Origin of the sequence: Vibrio sp. AIC-3, from assembly GCF_013114515.1 — a bacterium.
Lineage (GTDB): Bacteria > Pseudomonadota > Gammaproteobacteria > Enterobacterales > Vibrionaceae > Vibrio > Vibrio crassostreae_C.
Map to the genome: position 1 here is coordinate 1 of NZ_VTXG01000021.1, position 26026 is coordinate 26026.

Annotated in this window: 23 protein-coding genes; 7 read left to right on the forward strand and 16 right to left on the reverse strand. The window is 45.2% G+C overall.

Going from position 1 to position 26026, the window contains the following annotated elements; translation table 11 throughout:
- Positions 1 to 116: 116 nt before the first annotated feature.
- Positions 117 to 1451 (reverse strand): MATE family efflux transporter, encoded by a 1335-nt coding sequence (locus tag F0229_RS14620; RefSeq protein ID WP_029235266.1) that lies wholly within the window; start codon positions 1449 to 1451, stop codon positions 117 to 119.
- Positions 1452 to 1713: 262 nt separating this feature from the next.
- Entirely contained in the window at positions 1714 to 2688 is a 975-nt protein-coding gene (locus tag F0229_RS14625) for an AraC family transcriptional regulator (protein ID WP_017064911.1), read from the reverse strand.
- Positions 2689 to 2780: 92 nt separating this feature from the next.
- On the opposite strand from F0229_RS14625, the gene F0229_RS14630 reads away from it, so the two are divergent.
- Entirely contained in the window at positions 2781 to 4136 is a 1356-nt protein-coding gene (locus tag F0229_RS14630; RefSeq protein ID WP_017060556.1) for a serine hydrolase, read from the forward strand.
- A gap of 66 nt (positions 4137 to 4202) precedes the next feature.
- A complete protein-coding gene (locus F0229_RS14635; protein WP_171733126.1) occupies positions 4203 to 4994 on the forward strand; it encodes a hypothetical protein in 792 nt (263 codons plus the stop codon).
- A 103-nt stretch (positions 4995 to 5097) separates the two neighbouring features.
- Here the strand turns inward: F0229_RS14635 and ppsA are convergent, their stop codons facing one another.
- A complete protein-coding gene (gene ppsA / locus F0229_RS14640; protein ID WP_171733127.1) occupies positions 5098 to 7470 on the reverse strand; it encodes a phosphoenolpyruvate synthase in 2373 nt (790 codons plus the stop codon).
- A gap of 178 nt (positions 7471 to 7648) precedes the next feature.
- Between ppsA and F0229_RS14645 the strand changes: the two genes are divergently transcribed.
- Complete coding sequence (locus F0229_RS14645) at positions 7649 to 8482, forward strand: pyruvate, water dikinase regulatory protein (RefSeq protein ID WP_017060559.1); 834 nt, start codon at positions 7649 to 7651, stop codon at positions 8480 to 8482.
- Positions 8483 to 8622: 140 nt separating this feature from the next.
- On the opposite strand, the gene grxB is transcribed toward F0229_RS14645, so the two are convergent.
- From grxB to F0229_RS14660, 3 genes are all read right to left on the reverse strand, one after another.
- On the reverse strand, positions 8623 to 9255 hold the full coding sequence (gene grxB / locus F0229_RS14650; RefSeq protein WP_171733128.1) for a glutaredoxin 2: 633 nt from the start codon (positions 9253 to 9255) through the stop codon (positions 8623 to 8625).
- Positions 9256 to 9602: 347 nt separating this feature from the next.
- On the reverse strand, positions 9603 to 9761 hold the full coding sequence (locus F0229_RS14655) for a hypothetical protein (protein ID WP_004733064.1): 159 nt from the start codon (positions 9759 to 9761) through the stop codon (positions 9603 to 9605).
- Positions 9762 to 9925: 164 nt separating this feature from the next.
- Complete coding sequence (locus tag F0229_RS14660; protein WP_171733129.1) at positions 9926 to 10906, reverse strand: Gfo/Idh/MocA family protein; 981 nt, start codon at positions 10904 to 10906, stop codon at positions 9926 to 9928.
- A gap of 209 nt (positions 10907 to 11115) precedes the next feature.
- On the opposite strand from F0229_RS14660, the gene F0229_RS14665 reads away from it, so the two are divergent.
- Complete coding sequence (locus F0229_RS14665) at positions 11116 to 11598, forward strand: GNAT family N-acetyltransferase (protein ID WP_017064907.1); 483 nt, start codon at positions 11116 to 11118, stop codon at positions 11596 to 11598.
- A 2-nt stretch (positions 11599 to 11600) separates the two neighbouring features.
- A complete protein-coding gene (locus F0229_RS14670) occupies positions 11601 to 12374 on the forward strand; it encodes a murein L,D-transpeptidase family protein (RefSeq protein WP_017064906.1) in 774 nt (257 codons plus the stop codon).
- A 143-nt stretch (positions 12375 to 12517) separates the two neighbouring features.
- Here F0229_RS14670 and F0229_RS14675 read toward each other — a convergent pair whose 3' ends face one another.
- The 8 genes from F0229_RS14675 to F0229_RS14710 form a co-directional block, all read right to left on the reverse strand.
- A complete protein-coding gene (locus F0229_RS14675; RefSeq protein WP_171733130.1) occupies positions 12518 to 13255 on the reverse strand; it encodes a sulfite exporter TauE/SafE family protein in 738 nt (245 codons plus the stop codon).
- Positions 13256 to 13415: 160 nt separating this feature from the next.
- Entirely contained in the window at positions 13416 to 14135 is a 720-nt protein-coding gene (locus tag F0229_RS14680) for a glycerophosphodiester phosphodiesterase family protein (protein ID WP_102398602.1), read from the reverse strand.
- Between the two features lie 56 nt (positions 14136 to 14191).
- The gene (gene ugpC / locus F0229_RS14685) at positions 14192 to 15502 is read right to left on the reverse strand and encodes a sn-glycerol-3-phosphate ABC transporter ATP-binding protein UgpC (RefSeq protein ID WP_171733131.1); all 1311 of its coding nucleotides are present in this window, start codon (positions 15500 to 15502) and stop codon (positions 14192 to 14194) included.
- Positions 15492 to 16334 carry a sn-glycerol-3-phosphate ABC transporter permease UgpE gene (gene ugpE / locus F0229_RS14690; RefSeq protein WP_017071585.1) on the reverse strand — a complete coding sequence of 281 codons (843 nt, stop codon included), beginning with the start codon at positions 16332 to 16334 and terminating at the stop codon, positions 15492 to 15494. The genes ugpC and ugpE overlap by 11 nt, the downstream gene beginning before the upstream one ends.
- Positions 16335 to 16372: 38 nt before the next feature.
- Complete coding sequence (locus F0229_RS14695; protein WP_017071586.1) at positions 16373 to 17254, reverse strand: ABC transporter permease subunit; 882 nt, start codon at positions 17252 to 17254, stop codon at positions 16373 to 16375.
- Between the two features lie 242 nt (positions 17255 to 17496).
- Positions 17497 to 18789 carry an extracellular solute-binding protein gene (locus F0229_RS14700; protein ID WP_017064900.1) on the reverse strand — a complete coding sequence of 431 codons (1293 nt, stop codon included), beginning with the start codon at positions 18787 to 18789 and terminating at the stop codon, positions 17497 to 17499.
- 287 nt (positions 18790 to 19076) lie between these two features.
- Positions 19077 to 19679 (reverse strand): 2OG-Fe(II) oxygenase, encoded by a 603-nt coding sequence (locus tag F0229_RS14705; protein WP_171733132.1) that lies wholly within the window; start codon positions 19677 to 19679, stop codon positions 19077 to 19079.
- 170 nt (positions 19680 to 19849) lie between these two features.
- A complete protein-coding gene (locus F0229_RS14710) occupies positions 19850 to 20881 on the reverse strand; it encodes an L-dopachrome tautomerase-related protein (RefSeq protein ID WP_065606221.1) in 1032 nt (343 codons plus the stop codon).
- A gap of 354 nt (positions 20882 to 21235) precedes the next feature.
- Between F0229_RS14710 and F0229_RS14715 the strand changes: the two genes are divergently transcribed.
- Complete coding sequence (locus tag F0229_RS14715) at positions 21236 to 22024, forward strand: MBL fold metallo-hydrolase (protein ID WP_171733133.1); 789 nt, start codon at positions 21236 to 21238, stop codon at positions 22022 to 22024.
- Positions 22025 to 22170: 146 nt separating this feature from the next.
- Here F0229_RS14715 and F0229_RS14720 read toward each other — a convergent pair whose 3' ends face one another.
- A complete protein-coding gene (locus tag F0229_RS14720; protein ID WP_008224746.1) occupies positions 22171 to 22599 on the reverse strand; it encodes a RimK/LysX family protein in 429 nt (142 codons plus the stop codon).
- A gap of 32 nt (positions 22600 to 22631) precedes the next feature.
- Positions 22632 to 23537: a 30S ribosomal protein S6--L-glutamate ligase gene (gene rimK / locus F0229_RS14725; protein WP_004740040.1), complete on the reverse strand. Its 906-nt coding sequence runs from the start codon at positions 23535 to 23537 to the stop codon at positions 22632 to 22634.
- A gap of 602 nt (positions 23538 to 24139) precedes the next feature.
- On the opposite strand from rimK, the gene F0229_RS14730 reads away from it, so the two are divergent.
- Complete coding sequence (locus F0229_RS14730) at positions 24140 to 25924, forward strand: SgrR family transcriptional regulator (protein ID WP_171733134.1); 1785 nt, start codon at positions 24140 to 24142, stop codon at positions 25922 to 25924.
- Positions 25925 to 26026: the final 102 nt, after the last annotated feature.

A 26026-nucleotide genomic window follows, 5' to 3' on the forward strand; every position in this document is an offset into this window, starting at 1 on the left:
TCGCAAGCTTTTTGAAGTCAGTGTTATTAAGGCTATCCATGGCTAAATTTCACAATAATTCATCAATCTTAATTAGATCACATTTTTACTTTAATTGGTATTAGTTCGCTAACTGATTAATTAGAAAGCTTAGCCTCGACTTGCCCAAGTGCGCGTTGGTACATAAACCAAGCACATGTACCGGCAAGTACATTACCTACCATGGCTCCCCAGAATAGACCTTCAATGCCAGCAAACTGCGAGCCAACCCATAGGCAAGGTAAGAAGAAAGCGAACAGGCGCAGTGCTGATATCGTTAAGGCAGTATAAGACTTACCAAGCGCATTCGAGATAGAAACCATCAGCATACAGATACCCAACGGCCCTAAACTGATAGGAACGATAAGTAAGTGGTAGTTCAAAATGGTCGAGACTTCGTCTTCGCTGGTCATGAGATTTGCCAACCCGCCAGAGAACACCCAAGTTACCAGTGCGATCACCAATTGGAATCCTAATACAAACATCACGGCAATCTTCACAAGACTACGTATGTTCCCTAGGTTCTTTTCTCCCAACATTCGGCCAATCATAGGTGGCATCGACATAGTCAGAGCAAGCACTGCAACAATCGAAAAGAACTCAAAACGTGAACCTAGCGCCCAAGCTGCAACGGCTGCTGTGCCGTAGCCTGCAAGCAGTTTGGTGGCGAGCATCGAAGAGACTGGTGGCAGTAGCTGACTGATCATCGCAGGCCCCATGATGTTTCCTATAGAACGAATACTCTTGCCGATATCAAGATCGTGCCAGTCGAATGTCATCCAATGCTTCTTAGTTACCTTAGGAGCAACGATAAAGATACCCGCACCGAACGCCAAGATGGTCGCAATCGCGGCTCCGTTGATGCCCATGTCGAGCGTGAATATGAAAATCGGGTCCAATATCAAGTTGATGATGCTGGTCGCGATCATCATCGAACCGGGCAGCATGGTATTACCATTGGCACGACACACACTGTAGAAAAAGTAGAGCAGTGCGCCTGTCCAAGAGCTTACCAGCCAATAGATCCAGTAATAATCAATGATCGGCAGTACCGTCGGTGGTGCATCGAGGAGTTGTAAAATAGGACCACGCAACAGATAGATGATGACCGAGAACAGCGCGACACTCACACTGCCCATCGCAACGACTAATCCGCCGAGCTGTTTGGCATAGCGTATCTCGTTAGCCCCAATAGCTCTCGCGATCACAGCCGTTGTCGCGATGCCTAGTCCGACTTGAATCCCGATAATGATCATTTGAATTGGTAGCGTGAAGCCTTGAACCGCGAGCGGCAGTACGCCTAACTGGCCAATAAAAGCACTGTCTACAAGTTGGAAGCTCATCAGGGAGAGCACCCCAAACAGCATTGGCCATGTCATTGTATAGAGTTGTCGGCCAAGAGAAGGCGAGGGAGTTGCGGTCGTAGAATTCATAACACTCTTATCAGTCTTGAAGGTAGGTTTGTCGTAGTGACAATCCACTCAATGAAGAATTGCGTAAAGGATAACGTAACGTTAGCTCGATACCAATAAATGTCATTAAATCTATCGATATTACCTTTGCACAGTTTCATCGGTATGTGAGCATTGTGCAATGCAACTTTATGCGTTCGCTTATTGAAATTTAAGGTGTCGTATCTTGTTTCTGAGTTTTATATTAGCGGATTGGGTCTAAAGGTTTTCCATTCGACTATTTCTAATGTTTCGCTTTATCCCGATAACTTGGTGGCGTGACTCCAACCCAACCTTTGAATGCACGATTGAAATTACTCAAGTCGCTGTAACCCACTTGCCAACTGATGTCTTGAACAGAAAGGTTGGTCTCTTCAAGTAGCTGTTTTGCTTTAGCTTCCCGAACTTGTTCTTTGGCTTGTTTAAAGAGAATGTTTTTGCTCTTCAGGTTTCTCTGCAGCGTTCGTTTTGTCATGCCGAGCATGGTCGCAAACCACTCAATATTGAACCAAGGTAGAGTCGCATAGGTGTCTATTAATATCTCGACAGCGTGATGCCAATCTTGGGTACTATTTCGTTCTGAAATGGCACGATAATCATCGGGCAGCGGAATCGAGAACGCACCGTATTGCTCTTCAAACTGAATATCAGAATCAAAGAAATGCTTAGGTAATTTACGTGCGCTGTTGTGCTTAGAGACCAACTTGGCGTGTGATGGTTGCCAGCGACTGTCAATGAACTTACGGCATAGGCTAATCACGGTCAGGGCGCGAAACCATTCTGCTTGTTCAAAACCTGAGGTCGATGGGTGATAGCAACTTCGATGACACAGCCACCACAATCCATCGCTTTTTTCCGTCCATATGGTGACGTGATTACTTAAGGTCGATATTTCAGTAATCAAGCAGCGTACCGCTTGCTCGAGAGAAGTGCATTGTTCAATTTTTCGGTCTAGCTCAGGTGACAATTGCTCTAGAGAGGCCTTACGTCCAACCTCAATCCCTATCGAATAGCCAAACTTACGCTCAAGGCCATGAATGAAGCGAATCACGTCTTGTGTAGGAAGCCATTGATTGGATTGTGTCAGTTCAATGGGTAGACCGCACGCAACGGCGACGGTGCGCCAATCCAGTCTATGTTTGTCACAATACTGAATATATGGAGCAATGTTACTGGTCGAAGTGAGCAGTATGCTGGTGGTGTTCGATGATGCTTTCATTGTTTTGTGCCTACCATTAAATGTCATCAAGTGACCTAATTAAGTGTAGCGCATCTCCCTATACTTTTCCTAACCCAAACAGGAGAACAATTATGAAACTTAAACACATTGCCGTTCTAGTATCGTTAGCGACCCCATCATCATTTGCTCTTGCAGCAAACCCAGTTGAAGAAGCTCTGAAAGTTGAAGGTGCTCAAGTTACCTTGACCGTGAAAGAGGCGAGCACAGCATTTACCCCAAGTTTTACTGACTCAGCTCGTGAGTTATTCAATAACTTTCATTGGCAGATGGGCGGCGACCACAGCGTTTACTACAACATGCACATGAGTGAGTTTCTACCAACGGCACTGGCGGCTCCAAACGAAGAGTACAAGCCTTTAGTCAAAAATATCGACCCACGACTCGCTGCACTGAAAGTTGATACTGAAAGCAAAGGTCAGTTGACAATGGATGAGTACTTGGCGGATGAACAGTTCCGTACCCAAGGCTTTATGTTGATTCACAAAGGGGAGATCGTTTACGAAGCTTACCCAGGTATGAAGCCGACAGATACGCACGTTTGGGCATCTACAGCAAAAACGACGGTTGGCACAGTGATCGCAATGTTAGTGGAAGAGGGCAAAGTCGACCCTGAAAAAGAGATCGCTGAGTATGTTTCTGAATTGAAAGGAACGAACTGGGATGGCATCACAGTACACCAAGTTCTGAACATGTCGACCGCGCTAGACAATGAAGAGACATTAGAGTCTATCTTGAACCCAGACTCTGATGTGGTGCGTTTCTTTGCGGCATCGTTTAACTCACCTCGTGCAAAAACGGGTGAAATGGAAACTTGGATGGAAGTGGCTCAAGGTGCACAGAAACTGGAAGGTGAAAAAGCCGGTGACCATTTCCGTTACGCATCTATCAACACCATGGTGCTGACTAAGTTAGTTGAAAACGTTGAGAACAAAACTTGGACTCAAGTATTCGAAGATCGTGTTTGGTCAAAAGTGCACGCACGTCAACCAATGCAATTCAACTTGACGCCAGATGGCATGGCGATCGCGGTTGGCTTGGTTTCATCAACGGTAGAAGACATGGCTCGCTGGGGAACACTATTTACACCTAGCTGGAAAGCGGTGGCTGATGAGCCAGTGGTGTCACAAGCTGTGATTGATCGTATCCGCAACGGCGGTGATCCAAAAGCATTCGTAGGTACTAGCAAAGAGAGCAGTTCACTGCACGCATACAACGAAAAAGCAGACTACAACGCATACCAATTTGATTTCATTTTCAATGACGGTGCAATGTCGAAAAGTGGCAACCTAGGCCAATTTATTTACATCGATCCTGCACGTGACTTTGTGGGTGTGATGTTCTCAACCAACCCATACCACTCAGGTTTTGGTGAGAATAAAGGCCCTGCACTAATGCGTTCGGCAGCAAAACTACTTGCTGACAAGTAATCTATTTATTACCTAACAGGATGTTCCAGGCTTCAAGGAGGAAGCAAACGACTTTCGAGAGATATAATGAAAAAGTTTGCTCTATTAATCCCGTTGAGTTTAGGTCTAGCCCTTCCTGCACATGCCGATTCAGATTCCGAACGTGTTATCGATCCTGCTGATGTCACTAAAGTTTATACTCAAGCTGCATTGATGCTGAATGGTAGTTCAGATATCCAATTTCAAGGGCAAGTTTCTGGCGGTTTAGAAAACGGTCAGCAGTTTGCCCTACTGACCGAAGGGACGTTTGTCGATGAAAGCAACACAGCGCTTCGCGATCCAGACAAATTCGGTACAGAGTACAGCAACTCTAGAATTCAGTACTTCCACGTCTTTGAAACGGGGACGAAAGCTACGCCTAAAGTGGGTCTTTCATTAGATTATATTAATACGCGCAACAGTATTAAAAATGACTTATTGTCGGTTGGCGGTGTTGTTGCGATTAATCCAGCTTATACCGGTGGATTCCTGGTATTTCCAAGAGCAGGACTGATGACTGGTAGTATGGAAATCCCTGGCGTCACTTCATCTAAAGATGATTTAACGGGGTACTCGCTTGGTTTGATTACCGCGAAGCATCTCGGTGACTCTGGCGCTTATGTGTCTTTGGTTCCTGAGTGGCAAGATCTTTCTGGTGATGATATCGACATGCAAAACTTCTCATTTAAAACATCGTTAAATGTGCCGATGAACACTGCAAGAACTTGGTGGTTGAATACGCGCTATGACATTACCAAAGCGGATGTTGATGTGAAAGGTGTGTCAATGCCGAATGGTTGGCAAACCGAAGCTTGGGTTGGTGTGAGATACTACTTCTAGCGCTCTAGCCAGCTAATTTGGAAAGAACCTAAAAAAGCCAGTCAACGCGACTGGCTTTTGTCGTTAAGGTACCGCGTGAAGCGTTACTTATTTACTTATTTACTTATTTACTAGCAACGTTACCTAGCTTCAACCACGTATCGATAACCGTATCTGGGTTTAGTGAAACAGAGCTGATGCCTTGTTCCATTAACCACTCGGCTAGGTCGTCATGGTCAGATGGGCCTTGGCCACAAATACCTACGTACTTACCCGCTTTCGCCGCTGCATCGATAGCCATTTTCAGCATCGCTTTAACTGCAGGATTGCGCTCGTCGAAGAGGTGTGCCACATCGCCTGAATCTCGATCTAGGCCAAGTGTCAGCTGTGTCATGTCGTTAGAACCGATAGAGAAGCCATCGAAGTACTTCAAGAACTCATCAGCCAATATCGCATTCGATGGTAGCTCACACATCATGATGACTTTCAGACCTTGGTCGCCACGACGCAGGTTAAATTTAGCCAGAATGTCGATAACCGATGCCGCTTCGCTTGGAGTACGAACGAATGGGATCATGATTTCAACGTTCTTAAGGCCCATTTCGTTGCGAACGCGTTTGATCGCTTGAGTTTCTAGCTCGAAACAGTCTTCGAATACTGGTGAGATGTAACGAGATGCACCACGGAAGCCAAGCATTGGGTTCTCTTCATGCGGTTCAAACGTTTTACCGCCGACTAGGTTGCTGTACTCGTTCGACTTAAAGTCAGACATACGTACGATCACACGCTTAGGCCAGAATGCAGAAGCGATAGTCGCGATGCCTTCTGTTAATTTGCTTACGTAGAAATCGATAGGATCTTTGTAGCCACGAATACGTTCGTTGATTTCCGCTTTTAGCTCATCCGTTTGTGCATCGAAGTTAAGCAGCGCTTTAGGGTGAATACCGATCATCTTGTTGATGATGAATTCTAGACGAGCAAGGCCAACACCTTCGTTCGGGATTTGTGCAAAGTCGAAGGCACGATCTGGGTTACCCACGTTCATCATTACTTTGGTTGGTAGCATTGGTAGCTCATCAACCTCAGAACGTTTGATTTCAAAATCGAGTTCGCCGTTGTAAACGTAGCCTGTTTCGCCTTCTGAACATGACACTGTCACGGTATCGCCATCGTTTAGGCTGCTTGTTGCTGTACCACAACCAACAATCGCTGGGATACCAAGCTCGCGAGCAATGATCGCAGCGTGACAAGTACGGCCACCACGGTTAGTCACAATCGCAGACGCTTTCTTCATCACAGGTTCCCAGTCTGGGTCTGTCATGTCAGTTACCAGCACGTCGCCTTCTTGAACCAGTGACATTTGGTCTAGAGAATCAACCAAGCGAACAGGGCCAGAGCCGATACGCTGACCGATAGCGCGGCCTTCAACCAAGACATCCGCCTTATTGTTTAGCTCGTAACGCTCGATAACGTTTTGATCGCTTTGAGAACATACGGTTTCTGGGCGAGCCTGAACGATGTAAAGCTTGCCGTCGATGCCATCTTTCGCCCACTCAATGTCCATTGGACGTTGGTAGTGCTTCTCGATGATCATCGCTTGTTTTGCTAGCTCTTTGATCTCTTCATCGTTGAGTGAGAACTCGTTACGCTCTTGAGTGTCGGTGTCGATGATATCGACTTGCTTGCCGATTTCTTGATTGGTCGAGTAGATCATCTTGATCAACTTAGAACCAAACGTCTTTTTAACGATTGGGTAGTGACCCGCTTCTAACATTGGCTTGTGAACGTAGAACTCGTCTGGGTTCACTGCGCCCTGTACAACCATTTCACCCAAGCCCCAAGAAGAGGTGATGAATACCACTTGGTCGAAGCCAGACTCAGTATCAAGCGTGAACATCACACCTGAAGAGGCTTTGTCTGAGCGAACCATGCGCTGGATACCCGCAGACAATGAAATGCCACGGTGGTCAAAGCCTTGGTGTACACGGTAAGAGATAGCGCGGTCGTTAAACAGTGACGCGTAAACGTGCTTGGTTGCTTCGAGTACCGCGTCGATGCCTTTCACGTTAAGGAAGGTTTCTTGCTGGCCTGCGAATGAAGCATCTGGAAGGTCTTCTGCGGTTGCAGATGAACGCACAGCTACAGACAATTCTTCGTTGTCTTCGATTAGCTCGCGGTAGTTATCACGGATGTCTTGCTCTAGTGATTCTGGGAAGGGTGCATCTAGAACCCATTGTCGAATCGTTGCACCTGTCTTACGCAGGGCGTCAACGTCTTCAACATCAAGTTCATCAAGTAGTTGGTGAATGCGCTCATCAAGACCTTTGTAATCAAGAAAGTCGTTAAACGCATAAGAGGTGGTAGCAAAACCATTAGGTACAGAAACACCAGCATTGGACAGGTTAGAAACCATCTCGCCCAGTGAGGCGTTCTTACCGCCGACTTTGTCGACATCTTCCATGGATAGGCCATTGAACCATAGGGTATTATTTTGCATTTATTTCTCCAGAAACATAGCAAGCATTGTAGGGATTTAAAGGCAAACGATTACGTGTCAGTTTAAAAAAATGTAAATTATTTTCTAAAGCTGTGGGGGACGTAATAGTCAGCAGGGTTTTATTATCTATATTATGGTTACCATCCTACTCAAAATAATTTTAAACATTAAATAAAAAATGCAAATTGATATTCAAAGTCGTGATGTATTCTATGTTTCTGATGGAACGGCCATAACATGTGAGACTTTAGGGCATGTTGTTCTAGGTCAATTCCCTTTTAAAGCCAATGAAAAAACCTTTCCGTTTGTGGAAAGTGAGGACAAACTTTCTGATTTATTAAAAGAGATTGAAATTTCGTATCGTGATACCGGATTAGAACCGCTAGTGTTCTTTTCGATTGTGATACCTGATATCAAAACCAAATTGCTAGAAGCGCCCGCGCACTGTTATGACGTGTTAGAGAGCATCGTGCAGAAAGTACAGGATGACATTCAGATGGCGCCTGTTCCTAAGTTGCAGCGCTCACGCAGTGTAAACAAGGACTCGGTGAAGTATTTCGACCGTATTGCTGCGATTGAGTACACGCTCGCGCATGATGATGGCATCACGCTAAAAGGGCTGGAAGAAGCCGACATCATCTTGTTGGGTGTTTCTCGAAGTGGCAAAACACCAACAAGTTTGTATATGGCGATGCAGTTTGGCTTACGCGTAGCAAACTACCCATTTATCCACGATGACTTGGCACGCTTAAAGCTGTTGCCAGAGTTTGAGATTTACCGACATAAGCTGTTTGGTTTGACCATTGATGCAGAAAGGCTCACTGAAATTCGTGAGAACCGCTTAGCAGGCAGCGAATACGCCAGTGACTCACAATGTTTGTATGAATTGCAAACGGTAGAGGCGATGTTCCGTCGAGAAGCGATACCTTACATCAACACCTCTTCACTATCGGTTGAAGAAATTTCGACACGAATCTTGGAGCGAACAGGTTTGAGAAGGCGTCTGCTGTAAGACAAAGCCTTAGAGAAATAGAATGGCCAGATAAAAGAAAATCGAAGCTCGCAGTTTACACCTGAGAGCTTCGATTTTTTGTTTGTGCTCGTTGTAGTCGCTTGCGAGTCAGAGCTTGTTTTCTTAATCGAGATAGCTTTCTAGCGGAGTAAAGACAGCTTTAGCGTTTCACTTTTCTTTTCTAACCAGCGTTCAAGTGCTGGTGGCCATGTGATGTTTGGTTCTACGCAAAAGCCACGAAGCATCGAGAAATACACCGCTTGATCGACTAGAGGCAGTGATGACTCACCATTCTCTAGATCCAGTAAGAGTTCGGCATCTTTCAGTAATGGGTTAATCAGTTGAACGAACTGAGGCGTCTTTTCTAACAGTTCTTCAAAGTTAAAACCTTCGGTCTCTTTACTGGCACGCCAAGCTTCTTTGGCTCCAGCAGAGCGATATTCAGCCAAGTCGAGGTTCCACCAACGTGGGCGTCCAATCTGTTGAGTAAGAGGGAATGCGCGAGTTTGGAACACAGTCACTTGCTCAGATGGCACACGCTGCTCATCGCTTGATTTCAAGTCCATGAAGTACGCGATGATATCTAGGCTCTCTGCCATGATAGAGCCATCGTCTTTTTGTAAGACGGGTACCATCTTTTTACCGATCAGATCGATAAGGGTTTGGGCATCATCATAATCGACAGAAATAAGCTCAATATTCAAGCCTAGCGATTGAGCAATGTAGGAGACTCTTGCACAGAAAGGGCAGTGATCGTAAATGTAAAGCTTCATAGCTTCCCTCATTCGGGTCATTCTTAGTATAAGATGATGCTAATGTACCAGAAACTTTCGCAGACAATAAGCCTTTGTTAACAAGAACTATTCACTGCGATTAAGCGCACGGGAATATCAAGAGAACGATGAGAATAAGCACCTAGTGTAGAAACTCGTTGCCTAATTCTATTGTCAGTTGAGTGCGGTTTTATTGTAACGAGTAAGCTAATGAGAAAGCTAGTGGGTAAATGACGGGCATAAAAAAGGCTCTGGCTGCTTACTCTAATGCAGAAGAGTGAAGTCAGCCAAAGCCTCAATTTTGTTACCTTTAGTAGAGTGACTACTAAAAGGGCAGAGTGGTTAAACTATGCTTTTTTAAGATCTTGCGCTGGGTAAGTAAGCGTCATTGCGCCTTCTACCGTTGTAACGTGAACGTAGCCGCCACCAGCACTTAGGCCTGTTACTACCATTTCACCTAGTTCAACACCTTTTGTTGCTACAACGCGATCATCAACTGAAAACACTTTACACACCTTCAATAAATTAAATAAATACGATAGATATCGAACGCGGATTTAAACAGATGGGACCTCAATCAACTAATCCGGTTATTTGTCGTAAAGATTAAATTCAGTTATGTATAAATAATTATGTATTAAAAATCAGTTTGTTAACTTACGCTGTGACGTTATTTATCCGCTGGATACACTACACCAACTTGTTGGCGCATCTCTGTAATTAACTTCGCAACCGTTAAAGCGCGCAGTTGGGCCTGCGCTTGTGTTGCGTTGTCGCCAGCAATGCAGCTAGCAAAGGCCTGCGCTTCGTAACTCATGGAGTTTTCGCTTTGTGCTTGAGTAAGGTTTTCTACCGTGCCATCGCGGTAGCGGATCTTAACGTCAGTACATTCAGCGATGTGATCGATGATGATCGCCCCTAATTCACCTTGGATCTCGCTTGGCGCATAAGAGTCGCTGACTTTGGAGTGCGCAAGGGTCACATCAAACTCAGGGTATTGGAAGATCGCACAGCCATGAGCATCGACACCTGAATCAAGTAGCTTTGCAGAAGCCTGTGCGTTTTCAGGTTTGCCAAATAGCGCGACTGTCGCGGCAACACAGTAAAAGCCAATATCGACCAATGAGCCGTTAGAAAAAGCTGGGTTGAAGGTATTTGGGTTCTCGCCGTTTAGGTATTTTTGGTAGCGCGATGAATACTGGCAGTAGTTGATGTGTGCTTTATGTACCTTGCCAATCTTTTCTAACCCAAGTTGAACTTGCTTAAAGTTCGGTAGGAATTGAGATTTATACGCCTCAAACAGCACCACACCGTTTTTCTCAGCGACTTCGAACATGCGTGTTGCTTCATCAATATTTGATGCAACCGGCTTTTCACAGATAACATGCTTGCCGTGTTCCATCATGAAGATAGATTGCTCGCAATGCAGTGAGTTAGGGGAAGCGATGTACACGGCTTCTACAGTGTTGTCATTGGCCAATGCGTCGAGTGAGTCATACGTGGTTTCCACGTCAAATTCTTGGGCGAACTGTGCCGCGCTGTCTAGATTTCGAGAGTAAACCGCAGCAAGTTGCATCGATTGAAATTCGTGCGCAGCTTGAACAAACTTTTGTGTAATCCAATTGGTTCCAATTACAGCAAACTTAATCATATAGGTATCCAGTCGTTAGTATATTGATTCTGCAGAGATAGTAGCACTCAACGGCTGGCAATGTGCCTGAGATTTACGGAACAATTTCCCTAAACATAGTGCCTAATATTAATGTTCAGCCTTCACAGAGCGTCTGAGTTGACCAGTGTAACGGTGCACAACTAAGCCATTTTTGCTAAGGTGTTATTGAATTCAAACAAGGTGATGATATGCAAATCCGGACGGCCAAGGTAACCGATATTAACGCGATCTTAGCGCTCTCTGAGCAGATAAACCGTCAACATCATCTTGGTGCGCCTATGGTATTTGCACCAGCGTCACAAGGCTTGGCCGACAGTGAAGAGTATTGGTTAGGTTTGATGCTTGACCCACTTGGCGCTTTCTTGGTTGCAGTAGACGACAAGCAAGTCGTTGGCTTTTTAGCGGGTAAGGTAACGCAGAACAAAGGCGTCAGTTTTATTCAGCCGCACAAGGTGGCAAGGGTCAATACGATTGTGGTGAACGATCAGGTTCAGAGCAAAGGTGCTGGTCGAGCGTTAATGAAGTCTTTTAATCAATGGGCGCAGGCGAGAGGAGCGATAGAACTTAGGTTGGAGGTAATGGAGTTTAACCAACAAGCTCAGGGTTTCTATGAGTCGTTAGGAATGGAAACTCAGTCACGAACCATGTCCATGCGTTTTGAGGAGATCTAAAGGTGCGTCTGTTTCTGCCTTTATCACTGTGTTTACTGTTTGTGGCTTCGAACGCGAATGCTGAGCAAGTCGTGGTCGAGAAAATAGTCTCTGACGCGACCGCTATCGAAACCATCGTATTCGAGTCTGCACCGGCTCATTCTCAACGTGTCTCAACGTCTTCATCTAACTCAACCTCTTCCACGAGCTCAAACTCCGAGCATGTGATTATTGTGGATGATGTTCTTAACAGTAGCCCTGATGAAAAGGTAGCTCAGTTTTCTCAAGGGTCATCGAAACGTCCACCTCAAAGTTCCTCTCGACAGTTTTACAACGTACCGGATAGCGCATCTGAGATAGATTCGCTGTCGCAAGTGGTTACGTTAGTTAAAGTCGATAAATCGAAACGTAGGATGTATCTGCTAAAAGGTGAAGAGGTGATTCAGGAGTTTCGTATTGCGCTAGGCAAACAACCGAAAGGGCATAAACGCTTTGAAGGGGACAACCGAACGCCGGAAGGGGAATACCAGCTCGATTATGTGATGGAAGAGTCGGACTTTTATCGCTCAGTACATATTAACTATCCGCAACCTTCGGATATGCAATGGGCAGAGCAAAATGATGTAGATCCTGGAGGAAACATCAAAATCCATGGCATCAAAAACGGCGAGCGTCGTTCGCCGAGCTTTATTCAAAGTTTTGATTGGACGGATGGCTGTATCGCGTTAACCAATCAAGATATGGATGAGTTTCTCCAACTTGTAAAAATGGGTACCCCTATCCATATCGAATGGTAGTCATTGGTACCCAGTTTTCTTAATCACTTTCCGCAGTCAATTAGCGCAATCAATTAGCGCAATCAATTCGCGAAACCAATTCGCGAAACCAATTCGCGAAACCAATTCGTAAAAGCAACGTCCAAAATTAAACGCTAAAGCCGTTACAGTAAGACTCGACCTGCACTGAATATTGCAATCACAATCAGCAATGCAATGGTGACTGGCTTAAACTTCGCTCCACCAAATCTTTCGAACAGTTTAGAACCCACATAACCGCCAAACATGCTGCTTGGTAGAAGCGCGAGAGTCAGCCAAACTACATCGCGGTCGACTAACCCAGCGATAGATGCCGAAACAAACGCAGTGGAATCAGCCAATACAAAGAAGGCTATCAGGCCTGCTCTGGCAATGTGCGGAGCGACTGGGCTTGCTAATGCATGAGTGCCAATTGGAGGCCCTGACATCGAAGCCGCGCCGTTCATTACACCCGCAAGGCTTCCTAGAATATAGGGAGTAAATCTAGGTTCGCTTTTGTAATGGAAACCTTTGTAGATCATAAGTGCAGACGCAAAAATGAAGGCACTGATGATCAAGATGATCGTGTCTTGGCTAACGGATTTAAGCAGAAGTAAGCCGACTGGTGTGAAGGCAAAACAAGGGATAAATACCTTTAAAACCCAGCGCCAGTTAACATGCTTTCGAACTTTAGGCAGTAATTGAACATTGCCTAGGAGATCGATCAACATGAAGACGGGAACCAGTTCGATAACAGGCTCGAATAACGCACTTAATGGCAATGCCACTAAGGTGAAACCGAAACCTGAGAAGCCACGAACAATAGCGGCGAAAATGAAGATTGCACCCAAAATTGGGAAGGTTGGACTAAAAATGAGATCCATAAATTAAGTAACCAATGAAGCTGTCTGTATAGAGCGAGCTAATGAAACCAAGTGAGTAGCGGAATGTACTCCTACTCACTTGTGTTTGCTACCTAATTTTAAGGTTTCCCGAGAGTTAATTTTAAAGTCTCTCGGGGTTGTTTTTGCGGTATTTGTTTGGTCAATTTATAGAGGTAAATTGATTCGGAAAATCAGTGAATACGGCATCTACTTTTGAGATGAATTTGAAGTGAGACGGATCGTTTACTGTGTAGCACCAAGTTTGAATGTTTGCTTCACTCAGTGTATCAAGATCGCTCTGATTCACATGCTCGTAGTTCATGTGACAACTGAACACTTTAACCTCGTCAATCAACATCAAGTCGGCTTGAGTCAGTTGCTCGGTGATCAGACCTACGCGGTATCTCGGCAGGTGACGAGCCATTTCAGAAACGACTTGATGGCTGAAACTTGAAAGCAGCACTCTGTCGGTGTCTAGATTTGAACGAATCAACTCGGTATGCAGCAAATCAACGACATGAGGCGCTTGATGTCGACTGTCGACTTTGATCTCTAAGTTCACGCTGAGATCATGCTGTTCAGCAAGCGCGAGCAACTCTTCCAACGTCAATATTCTTTCACCAGCGAACTGCTCAGACTTCCAACTGCCAAAATCGAGCTGACGCAGTTCTGCAAGGGTGTGTTCGTCGACACGACCCTTGCCATCGCTGCAGCGCTCAAGGGTGTGGTCGTGACAAACCACAAGTTGATCATCCTGAGTTGGCTGAATATCTACTTCAATCCATTTCAAGCCGAGTTTAGCGGCTTGTTCAATGCTTGCTTTGGTATTTTCTGGGTGAGTACCTGCTACACCCCGATGACCTACGATGATAGACGACATAATTAATCCTTCTTAAAGACGCACCGTAAAAACGCATTAAATATCAGTGTACTCGATTAATCGAGAGCCGTCGTTATGCTTGTCGTCTCTTCGCGTGACTCTTGTGAAGTAAAGTTATTCGGCTGAATACGCTTCCCACGACTGTCAAAAATATGCAGGTTGGATTTATTAATGCTTACTCCGAGCGGCAGTACTTGGCATAGTGTCGTTTCTGGCGTGACGGCGATAAAGGGTTGGTCGTTCACCAGGCCATGAACCAATTGATTCGGCCCCAATGGCTCAACCACACTGATACGCAGTTCGAGAGGCAAGGTGTTCATTTTTAATTCGGCACAAACCTCAGAGTGTTCTGGGCGAATACCAAGTGTGATGGCTGTATTTTTTACGTGGGCGTATTCGGGCAAGTACATTTGTTGGTCGCCAATCTCAAGGTAGCCGTCGTCGAGTGTTGCTGGTAAGAAATTCATCGCTGGGCTGCCAATAAAGCTTGCCACAAAGGTGCTGGCAGGCTGGTGGTAGACTTCTCTTGGTGTGCCGACTTGTTCTATTTGGCCTTTGTTGAGAACCACGATTCTATCTGCCAGTGTCATGGCTTCGACTTGGTCATGAGTCACGTAAACACTGGTTACGCCTAGCTCGCGTTGTAGCTTTTTGATTTCTAACCTCATGTGAGCGCGCAATGAGGCATCTAGGTTAGACAAAGGCTCGTCAAACAGGAACAGTTGAGGGTCGCGTACAATCGCTCGTCCCATAGCAACGCGCTGGCGCTGACCACCCGAAAGCTTGGCTGGCTTGCGATCTAGGTATTCTTCGATCTTTAGTGTCTTGGCGACTTTCTCAATCTTCTCTTCAATTACGTGTTGGCTGACACCTCGGTTCTTTAAACCATAAGCGAGGTTTTTGTATACCGTCATGTGAGGGTAGAGTGCGTAATTTTGAAAGACCATTGCGATATCTCGTTGAGCTGGCTTTTCGTTATCAACACGGCGGCCACTTAAGTGAATCTCTCCGCCAGAGATACTGTCCAGCCCCGCTATTGAACGTAGGATAGAAGACTTGCCGCAACCCGATGGGCCAACCAACACAAGAAATTCACCCTTTTCGATATCAAGCGAGACATCTTTCACTGCACGATGACCGTTCTCATAAGTCTTTACCAAGTTTTTGATGCCTAACATGGTAGGTGCTTTGTGCGTATGGTTGTGAGTGGCTTGGGTGTGCCCTAACGTTTGTTTTAACTTTGGCATCGGGGTGTCCTCTGTATTTTTGTGGATAGCTTGGTGAGAATGCAGGTGAGACATCTTGTACTCAGCGAGTGATTGAATGCGGTTATCGTTCATTTGATTTTTGTCGTTATTATTTTTCACTTTCTACTAGCCCTTTTACAAACCAACGTTGAAATACAACCACCACTAAAACGGGTGGCAACATAGCTAAAATCACCATGGCAAAAACATAGTCGTAGCGCGGTAAACTGGTTTCATTGATGTTGTTGAGTACTTGTTTGATGCCCATCACGATGGTGTTGTAGCCTTCGTCCGTGGTCATCATGATTGGCCACAGATATTGGTTCCAACCCACCACAAACATGATGATGAAGATTGCGGCAATCATGGTTTTAGACAGTGGCAATAAGATGTCGACAAAGAATCGAAATGGACCTGCGTTATCTAGCTGAGCGGCTTCTAACAATTCATCGGGGATGGTTTTGAAGAACTGCCTAAAAAAGAACGTCGCGGTGGCTGAGGCGATCAAAGGCAGAATTAAACCTGTGTAGCTATTAAGAAGCCCAAGCCCAGCGACAACCTCATAGGAAGGGATAATGCGCACTTCTAATGGCAGCAAAAGCGTCACGAAGATCAACCAGAACCAAGCTGTAGCATAAGGCAGTCTGAAGTAGACCAAAGCATACGCAGCCATCATCGAAATGATGATCTTACCGATCGCAAAACCTAGCCCCATGATCATCGAGTTGGCGATCATTTTGCTGGCGGTGACTTCGCCACTGAAGCCCATGCTTTTGTTCCAAGCTTCGCTATAAATGGCCGTAAAGTTATCGCCTGGTACCCATTGCAGGCCTTCGCTGACAATGGTGTTCGGGTTATGCGTCGAGCTGGCGAAGATTAGCCAGATAGGGACCAACATGAACAGCATCCCAGCAATTAGAATTAGGTGGTCATAGACCTTATTACTTTTCATAAATAACTCCTGTCGCGTTAAAACCTAGCTGTGGTGGGCTAGTAGTGAACACGCTTTTCTACAACGCGAAACTGGATAAATGTAAGAGTGAGCACTAATAGCAACAACACAACTGACTGCGCAGAGCTGCCGCCTAAATCTGCGCCAACAAACCCGTCTCGATACACCTTGTACACCAACGACGTTGTGCCGCCACCCGGGCCGCCATTGGTCATGGTGTCGATCACGCCAAAGGTTTCAAAGAACGAGTAGGTGAGGTTGATGACCAGAAGAAAGAAGCCTGTAGGTGCGAGTAGCGGGAAAGTAATGGTCCAGAAACGTTTTGAGTCGCTGACGCAATCGAGCATCGCCGCTTCTTTTACGGCGTAAGAGATCGATTGAAGCCCAGCCAGAAAGTAGATGAAATTCACCGAAACCTGTTTCCAAACCGAAACCAAAATCAGAGCAAACGTGGCATCTAAAGGGTCGGTTTGGAAGCTAAAGTCCCAACCTATAACCGCAAATATCTCGGTAAACACGCCAATGTGTGGGTTAAACAAGAAAGCACCGATTACGCCTGCAATCGCAGGAGCAACCGCGTAAACCCAAGTAAGAGTGACCTTGTAAGCGCCTTGTCCGTGAATGATGTTGTCGGCTTTAACCGCGAGCAGCAGCGCTAAGGCAAGCGATAAGAAAGAGACCACGATTGCGAACATTAATGTGAAGCCAATCGAGTTCAGATACTCGCTCGATTCGAATAGCATCTGATAGTTTTCGAACCACACGAAGATGGAAGAGGTGCCCCAAGGGTCTTCTAGCATGAAGGACAGGTAAACAGCCTTTGCCGCAGGGTAGATAAAGAAAACCGCAATGATGAGTATCTGAGGCGCCAAAAATAGGTAAGGCAGCGGAGAGTGAAAGAATTGCTGACGTCGTTCCACAGGGTAATCCCCAAAAATTAGTGACTGTTATCACTGTTAGTTACGGTGAGCACTAGCGCTATAGCAAAGGAATGCATCCAGTTGAGTTGTAGTTTTTGGAGCAAGAAATGGCGCTAGTGAAGAATCTCCTCACTCCTTGCCATTACGTTTTTAATGACGTAGTGACAAGTGGTGAGGAGCAATGAACGGCTTTGGTTTGTTAAGCCTTTAGCTCAGTAATCTGCTTTGGTTAAAAAGCCAAATTAGTTCATCGTACGAGCGAAGCGTTTCAGCAGTTTGCTGCTCTCATCTTCGACTTTATCTAGGCTATTCTCGACGCTAGAGCGGTCAGCGAAGATATTGTCGAACTCACGATGCATCACTTCACGAATTTGAGGGTAGTAACCTAAGCGGTAGCCCTTAGTCCATTCGCCCGATTTTAGGCTTAGCTGCTTAACGCCCACTTCTGCATCTGGTTGTTCGTTGTAGTAGCCAGACTCTTTCGCTAGCTCATAGGCAGCCGTTGTTACAGGTACATAACCAGTGGTTTTGTGCCAGTAGACTTGAGTTTCAGGCTTAGTCAGGTAATCAAAGAACGCTGCGACACCTTTGTCTTGTTGTTGGTCATGGCCATTGAGTGCAAACAGAGCTGCGCCGCCAATGAAGGTTAAGCCTGCGTCTGGGTTAACCGATTTCCAGTATGGAAGGTATGTGGTGCCGAGTTCGAAAGGTACGCGGTTACGTAAGCCACCGAATGAGCCTGAAGAACCCATCCACATCGCCACTTCTTGGCGCTCGAAAGGGGTTTGGTTTGCATCCCAGTCGCTGCCGTAATACTTGTAGTAACCTAGATCTGACCACTCTTTCATCTTGCTAACGTGCATCATCATGTCTTTGGTGTTGAACATGATCTTAGTGGACAAGCCATCGTAGCCGTTGTTTTGATCTGCGACTGGCAGGTTGTGGCGAGACTTAAAGTTCTCGAACATGATCCACGGCGTCAGAGATTGAGAAAACGCGATGTGTCCTTCAGCCTTCAGTTTCTTAGCGACCACTTCTAGTTCTTCATAAGTTTTAGGCGCGTCTGCACCCACTTCCGCGAGAAGATCTTTGTTGTAGTAAAGAACCGGTGTCGAACTGTTGAAAGGCATACCAACCATCTTGCCTTGGTTGTCGGCATAGAAGTTACGAACGCCCGCTAGGTAGTCGTTTGAATTAAAGTTGTAACCCGACTCAACCAGAATATCCTGTACCGGTTTCGCGACGTCTTTCGCGTTCATGATGGTTGCTGCGCCTGCATCGAAGACTTGCAGAATATTGGGTGCTTCACCTGCTCGGTATGCCGCGATACCGGCTGTTAAGGTCTCTGTGTATGAACCTTTGTAGATTGGCGTGATCTCGTAATCATCTTGTGACGCATTAAAGTCGGTCGCAATTTTGTTTACTGTTTCTCCAAGCTGGCCGCCCATTGCGTGCCACCAAGTGACTTGAGTCGTTGCGAACGCTGGCATTGCCGCTGTCGCAGAAAGAACGCCTGCCAAAATTAGCTTATTCATCTTCTTTTCCTTTTGGATGAAATCGATGTAGAGGTATTGAATTAGAGTATTAACGAGACGGTAGGGGTGTCGTTTGAAGCTATCTTGAACAGGCCATATTTCACTTACGTGGCTAAACCGTTTCAGTGATATGAAAGATTCGTTTCGATTTTATTTAAGAGAAAAGTTATTGATGGTTTTGATGTTGAACATGTTCGGTTTTTAAGGCGTTTTATTGGACAACTGTTGTTCAATAAAAAAGCCTCTCGATGGAGAGGCTTAGAAGAAGGTTCGATGTGGATACAGATTTAGTGCGCGATGTCCAATTGGTTGTCTTTCACACCGTTAATGCGAAACCAACCCGCGATACTGAATCGCTCTGTGTTTGTCGGCAGAACCTCGTGTGGGAATTGTTCAGACAAGAATACCAACAGTCGACCAACCTTTGGTGGAATGGTCGCGATGTGGTTGTCTTTTAGATCGTAAACCACGAGCTCTCCTGCGTCTTCCTTAGACCATTCGTCATTCATGTAGAACACGGTGGTCAGGCGGCGGTTTTCATTGCCTTTGAAGCAGTCTAAGTGCTTCTGGTAAAAATCACCTTTTTCGTATTTCGCAAAGTGCGCTTCGTATTCGAACAGACCTAAAAAGAACGCTTGGTTTGCCTCTAAACGAATTTGTTCCATTTTGTCTAGGAACAGAGATGCTGGTTCGCCCATATCACGGCGTACCCACTGAATTTTGTCACTACGAATCGTTGCTTCTCGTGCTACGTCATCGTTACGGCCGATCCTAGCCTTTTTCCAGTTCTCTGGAATGCAATCCCTCAATGCCACCACTTCTTCGTGAGTTAAGAAGTCATCCCAAACAAAGTAACCTTGGGTAGAAAGAGCATCGATCAATTGGTTCATGTATAGCACTCAGACAATAAATTAGAGGCGCATATATAGTCCGAATAACTTAGGTCACCAAATCACATGTTTTGTCGTTACGATAAATGTCTTTCGTTTGCTCGTAGAAATAGAGAAGGGGTTCTTCAGAAAGGAAAGTGAGCCAGTATAAAAGGCTCACTTTCGTTTGATTATCGGCCGGTCGTTCCTGTCGCCAGTGCTTTGATTTTTACGACTTCGAATGGTCTGATGCCAGTATCTTTGCCGTTATTTAAAGCTGCGGTTCGGTTCAGCTGATTGACAGTTACATAAACATAACCATCAGGACCAAATGACATGCCATCAGGCCAAGTTTGGTTCTCTGACAGCGTCGCAATAATTCGGTACCCTTTTGGTGTGGACACACCAATTGCATTGTTCTCAATATCCGTAACATAAACGTTCTGAGCACTGTCTACAGTAATACCATCTGAATAAGGTTTGTCTGCGTATCTTTTAATATTGTCTGCGACAGTCTTTCCATCGTTATCGAACTCACTCGCTTTCACTCGATAAATAGTGCGTCCGTTGACAGCTCCGAAATAGACCCATTCGTAAGATGGATCGATCGTGATTGGGTTTAACGCAAAACCAGTTTTACTGTCGGCCTTCATAGATGGGTGGTTTTCTGCCACTCGAACCGCTTCTCCCGTCTTTAGGTCGACCGTTACAAAGGCTGGAATGGCTTCACTTTTTAGATCGTTCTGGGTCATATCAGCAATGATAATACGTTGTCTTTTTTGGTCTAGAGCAAAGTCTTGTAGGAAGCTTGTCGGTTTTAGAACAGAGGCGGGTATTTTTATCGTTTTTACTAATGCTTCATTGCGAGTATCCCAGCCCGTTATTGTATGAGTTGCCAGATCGAGAATCCACGCGACTCCGTTATCATCGGTACGAATGGCAATGACAGCCTTAAATTGAGAGTTTTCACCTTGTGCATATTTCATCGTCGGGTATGGCGTTTGATTTCCAGCCACGCTTAACTCGATGACTTTAGTCGTTGGATGATCGAGCGGATGAACGCTTAACAATAAACGCCCATCTGGTGTAACCGAAGGGTTACCTGGGCGTTCAGTCATGGTCGCGACCACGGTAGCTTGTTTTGGAGTGATCTTTGCCTCTGCATGTGCATAAGTAGACAAAATTGCGCTCGCTAGTACGGTGTAGATTATTGATTTTTTCATTTTCTTTCCCTTGATAATTTACGCAAATGTTACCAATGGGTTAACAATCATCAACAGCCTTGTATTTGTCACACTTTCAAAATAAATTTGATAATTAGCTTTAACCTATTCATATCAGTGCGTATTGAAAATCAGTTAAATTGAATTTAGTTCTTAAAAATCATAATGATGAAGGGGTTGTAATATTGTGATTACCTTTTTCGAGTAACAGGTTCATCTTTTTGTTATCAGTGTCAGTAATTTTGAACTCACAAAACCACATTTCGTTGATCTTTGCTATATTCTGGTTAGACCACTTGTTGCTGAACTGTTAATTTGTTCTGAACGGCAGGAATAACGAATAGGAATACGGTTTTGCAACTTCATACCATCAAAGGCTATATCCAAGACATGTATCTCGTAGAGTACCCTGACAGGTTGTTGTTACTTGATGGTGCGTGCCGAGCGGATATTCCCCACCTTAAAGTTTTCATTGAAGATGATCTTGGCCGTGAATTTAGCGACCTACACACAGTGGTTGTGACGCACATGCATCCAGATCACGCAGGAGCAGCACACAAACTCAGAAAGCTCACGAATTGTAATTTGGTTGCAGCAAATCGAGATAAGGATTGGTACCACGGCATCGATGGCATAGTGATGCATTTGACCGATTTGGCATTAGCACGGTGGATGGCGAACCGATTGGGCAAGCCCAAAGCAAACCTATGGTATTCAAGAAAGCTGAAGCCGGACTACAAGCTGTCGGATGGTGATAGCATTCCTGGCTTTGATGATTGGTTGGTTCTTGAAACACCGGGCCATACCGACCGTGATCTCTCGGTCTATTGCCCATCACACAGCGTGGCTTATGTTGCCGATTTAATGGTCGAGGTTAAGAAGAAGCTGATTCCGCCGTTTCCTATCTTTCACCCTAATAAGTATCGAGCGTCTGTATCGCGCATTTATGACATGCAGCTCGATACCTTGCTGGTGGCGCATGGTGGGCAAGTCGATTTCAGTCAGAAGGCTTTTGAACACCTGCTGATGAGTGCCCCAAGAAGGCCTGTTACACATTGGCGAGTGACGAAAATCAAAACCAAGAAATTACTTTTATCGATTGGGCGATTTGGTTTTCAATCTCATGGTAAATCGAAGAAATAGATCAGAAGTCTGAATGCAAAGTCGTGTATTCAGAGCTGAAAGTAGAAATAGAAAAATAGATAGCAATAAGGCCAGTCATGAGACTGGCCTTATATCGTTGTGAGTAGCTTTAGTTATAACCTGTGGAGCGGTTACGATGACTCGGATTAGTGAGTCAGCAGGAATTCACCCGCAGGGTCAACAATCACTTTGTCACTCATGCCTTGACGTCCAAGCAACATCATGTAAGTCATGTCTTGACGGTTGCTTAGCGTGATATCGATCGGCCATTGTTGGCCACCGATTCTTAGCATGGTTTCAATCACGCAACGGTGTTCAACTTCGCCGTTAGATGATTTAATTTTCTTACTTGTTTTCAGTTTCGCCTTGCAGCGCACCGTCTCTTCTAGGTGATAAACGTCTGGGTGAAGATCGAACTCAACGAAGTTTTCACCATCTGTTTTTACACATAGTAGATTGTCTACGTGTAGAGAAGAGGTTTTAGCCCCTGTATCAACACGTGTATGTAGTCCAGTTATCCCTAACTCTGGTAAGCAAAGTGCTTCGGTATTCCCTATGATCATTTTATTGTTCATTTTCTTTCCAATCATGAGTTATCGGTATTCAATCAGCCCTTGCCACGAGTACGGTTAGCGTTTGGTTTTGCATTCTTCTCGATGAATTCGAAAATCATGTCTGCTACATCTTTACCCGTTGCTTTCTCGATGCCTTCTAGGCCTGGAGAAGAGTTTACTTCCATTACCACTGGGCCGTTCTTAGATTGTAGAATATCTACACCACATAGGTTTAGTCCCATGATTTTCGCTGCATTGATTGCTGTTGCGCGCTCTTCTTTGGTTAGTTTAACCAGTTGAGCAGTACCGCCACGGTGCAGGTTAGAGCGGAATTCACCCTCACCAGCTTGGCGTTTCATTGCAGCAATTACTTTGTTGCCAACAACAAAACAACGGATGTCTGCGCCATTTGCTTCTTCAATGAACTCTTGAACCAAGATGTTCGCTTTTAGGCCCATGAACGCTTCGATAACGCTTTCTGCTGCTTTGTTTGTTTCAGCTAAAACTACACCGATACCTTGAGTACCTTCAAGTAGCTTGATCACAAGTGGCGCGCCACCTACGTTTTTGATCAGGTCTTGAATTTTGTCTGGGCGGCTAGCGAAACCTGTTTTTGGTAAGCCAATACCTTTACGAGACAACAGTTGTAGTGAGCGCAGTTTGTCGCGAGAGCGACTGATTGCTACTGACTCATTGATACAAAAAGTGCCCATCATTTCGAATTGGCGAACAACCGCAGTTCCGTAAAAGGTAATGGAAGCGCCAATACGTGGAATAACAGCATCGTATTGAGGTAGCTCTTCACCCATGTAGCGAATCTTCGGATTGTTACTCGCGATATCTATATCACAGTGCAACGTGTCGATAACATCGACCTGATGACCACGTGCTTCTCCAGCCTGCTTTAGACGAGCGGTAGAGTATAGATTTTCGTTGCGAGAAAGAATTGCGATACGCATGGCGTTTCCTTAGTTAATACCTGATTGGTAACTGCAAATAAATTAGTTGTTAGCTGAGCTTTCAGTTTTTTCTGAGGCTCCTTGCTTGCTTCGGGGCGAACCTTAAGGCTTTTCGTTCAACTAAGAAAACGAATTAAATTTGTCGAGTCGACAACGGAAATTTATCGATTGTGTGAGCTATTGGTACAGCAGGCTTGAGAGGGGAATTGGAATGGAAAAGCGAGTTGAGACCTAACTCATATTGGGGGTAGGAGCATATTAGGTTGTACCCAACTCGCGTTTACTCGGTGCTAAAAAGTGTACTAATAACGCCAGTTACATAGATCTAAAAGTGTTCGTAGTGCTTCTCTTTCGAGCTTACTGCAGGTGCTTTTTAGCTTGTTAAGATAGTATTTTCTCATGGTCATTACTCTCTCTGGTTAGGCTTTATTTACAACCTATGGTTTGTTGCTGACCCGTTCATTATGGATAATTAAGAGGAACTAAAAAACAGATGGTATTTTTATTGGTTGTTCCTGTTTTGGTCGCATTACACTACTTTTTGATGAATGTGTTTTATAATGAGCTTAATTAGGAAGAGCTATCTTTAAAAGGTTCACTATTTGTCTGATCTAAACATGATGCGTTACTACACGCGGCTAGAATCGTTCGAGCCAAACATTTCTCATTCAGTCACCCTAGCCGAAGTAGCGGATATGCTGTTTACAAGCTTGCGTCACGCTCGAACTTTACTTGGTAAGATGCATCAAGCTGAATGGGTGGTGTGGGAGCCAAAAGTTGGCAGGAATCAACGCTCTAACTTAACACTGCGTTTTAGCAATTCAGAGTTGGCGCAGCATGTTGCAATTAAACTGATAGAGCAGGGCAAGTACGAAAAAGCACTTTCCATATTGGATAATGACCGCGCTGTGTTTGGTTCTTTACTGCAAGAAACTTCCGGCGCGACCATGCGTGAAGGGCTGCTGCACGTTCAATTAACCTATAAGCGTAAGTTTGAGGATTTGTTTCCGCACCATATACACCGCAGTAGCGAACGATTTTTGATCAGACAGGTGTTTAGCTGCCTAGTGACGTGTAATGGTAAAGGTGAGTTAAAGCCTGAACTAGCTCACCATTGGGAATATGACACTGAGCAACTGGTTTGGACTTTCTATCTGCGCCCCGGTCTGACATTTCATGATGGTCAGCCAGTTGATGCCAAGCAGCTGGTTGCTTTGTTTACTGCTTTACAAGCTCTGCCTTTCTATCAAGCTGAGTTAGATCATGTTTCTTCCATCTACAGTGAACAGCCATTGAGGATCAGCTTTCAACTCACCAAAGCAGACACCGGGTTCGCGGGCTTATTGGCTGGCGTTAAGTATTCGATTCAACCTGCTGCGCAAGTTACACGAGAGCCATCGCCATTAAATTCGGTCTCTCATGCTGTGATTGGAACCGGCCCCTTCAAAGTGGTTGAGACCAATAATGAACGAATCAAGCTTGCCGCATTTGAACACTATTATGGTTGCCGCTCGTTAACCGATGAGGTGACTATCTGGCAGTTTGAGGAATCAATGACGGGCACTGCTCGTTTCGATGACAGCCAAATGCACGTATCGCCTTATGGAAATTCTTCTTGTTTCCATCAATTAGGGAAAAGCGATGCGGAATTTGTTTCAGCAGACACAGACGGCCTTCGTAGCCGAGTCGAGGATGGATGCTTGTTTATCCTGTTCAATCAGAACTCAGCGGCTAGCCCACTAAATAATGAGCAGCGCAAATACCTTTCACAACTGACCAACCCACAAGCGATTTTGTCTCAGCTGGAACACAACAAGGGTTTGTTTAGTGTCTCTTTAGCTCAAAATATACTGCCAAGTTGGCAGAAATTGTATCGAACGCCTTCGAAAGAGGCACAACTGCCGGAAAAGATGAGTATTGCGGTTTACGACTATTATGCGTTGTATCGATGTGCGATTTGCGTATCCGATATACTCAAACGATATGGTGTGGAAGTTGAGGTGAACACCTACAGTTTTCGAGAGTTGGCGCAGCTCTCTCAGAGTGGCGAGTTAAAGGAGGACTTGGTGCTGTGTAACTTGAACCTCGATGACAATGCCCCGTCTTCGCTGTTCTCGTGGATGATGAACGACCCTGTTTTGCACTCTGCTTTAGGAGAGATGAACAGCGATTGGCTCAAGCAGCGCTTGGATAGTCATAAAGCATCCGTGGAACTGCCTAATTACTTGGCAGAGCTAGAACCTATCGCGTCTACTCTGATCTCAGATTATTGGTTAGTGCCTATGTTCCATCACTTACAGACCGTTCGTTTCCAAGGGATTCTTAAAAACGTAGCCATCACCAACTGGGGATGGCCAGATTTCAAGAATGTATGGTCTGCTGATTAACCTTTCTGACTAGCTAAATAACTAAGTTAACTCGTTGCCAAAGTTGGTTTTTCCAAAATCGACTTTGACACGCTTACGTCTAGATAAATTAAAAATTACACT